Here is an 892-nt window from a genome sequence, read left to right as displayed (position 1 = left end):
TCCCAACGGCACTGTTGATGTTTTCCGTGGCTGGCTGAGCTCACTGGGTAAAACCATTGCCTCAAAAGACGTGATGACCCGCACAGTGAAAATCAGCGGTGTGGGGCGTCCGTATCTGGCAGAGGAAGGCACTGAAACAGTGAGCGTTACCGGGCTGACGGTGGCACCGGCATCTGCCAGTGTAAAAGTGGGAGCAACCACCACGCTGACCTTTACAGTAAAACCTGACGGAGCCAGTGACAAAGCGATCAGTGTGCATTCGACAGATCCACAGACTGCCACGGTGACCCTGAACGGGCTTGTGGCCACGGTGAAAGGCGTGAAGCAGGGCAGTGTCAGCATTGTGGGCATGACTTCTGACGGCGATTTTGTGGCAGTGGCTGCGGTGGCTGTCAGCGCCGCAGGTTAACAGGACGATACTCATCATTTGCCCCGGTTATCCGGGGCTTTTTTGCAGGTGGAGAACATGATGTTTCTGAAACAGGGCACGTTTAATTATGAAAAGCAGTCCGTGGTGCTCAGTGAGCTGTCCGGGCTGCAGAGAATTGAATATCTGGCGTTTGTTCAGCAGCGAACGGCAAAGTTTGATGCCGAAGAGGGAGAACTGCCGGAGGCTGAACGACAGATTGCTTTTCTGCGGATGGGGATGGATATCAATGCCTGGCTGGTTTCCCGCTCACTGTGGAATGCGGAACAGTCTCAGGATGTTGAGACGCTTTGCGCATCCGTTATTACAACATGGTCGTATGATGCCCTGGGAGCGGGGGCGGAGATGGTTCTGTCGCTGAGCGGTATGGGAGCCATTGAGAATGCCGGGGATTTGGAGCATGAGGTGCTGACGCCGGAAAAGTCCTGACGCGGGAAATGCAGTTTGTCATGCGGCTTGCCCGGG

2 protein-coding genes are annotated in these 892 nt (G+C 55.2%); both read left to right on the top strand.

Annotation, left to right across the window (positions count from 1 at the left end; translation table 11 throughout):
• Window positions 1–409: phage tail tube protein (locus FTE26_RS20270; RefSeq protein ID WP_272457554.1), on the top strand; the 409-nt coding region annotated here is incomplete at its 5' end.
• Window positions 410–469: 60 nt separating this feature from the next.
• Window positions 470–856 carry a phage tail assembly chaperone G gene (gene gpG / locus FTE26_RS20265; protein WP_001300035.1) on the top strand — a complete coding sequence of 129 codons (387 nt, stop codon included), beginning with the start codon at window positions 470–472 and terminating at the stop codon, window positions 854–856.
• Window positions 857–892 lie beyond the last annotated feature (36 nt).

The sequence above is a fragment of the Escherichia sp. S10b genome (assembly GCF_028421345.1).
In the GTDB taxonomy this organism is placed as follows: Bacteria; Pseudomonadota; Gammaproteobacteria; order Enterobacterales; family Enterobacteriaceae; genus ECMA0423.
Note: the sequence above shows the minus strand (reverse complement) of the source record. Positions and strands in the feature narration are given on the sequence as shown.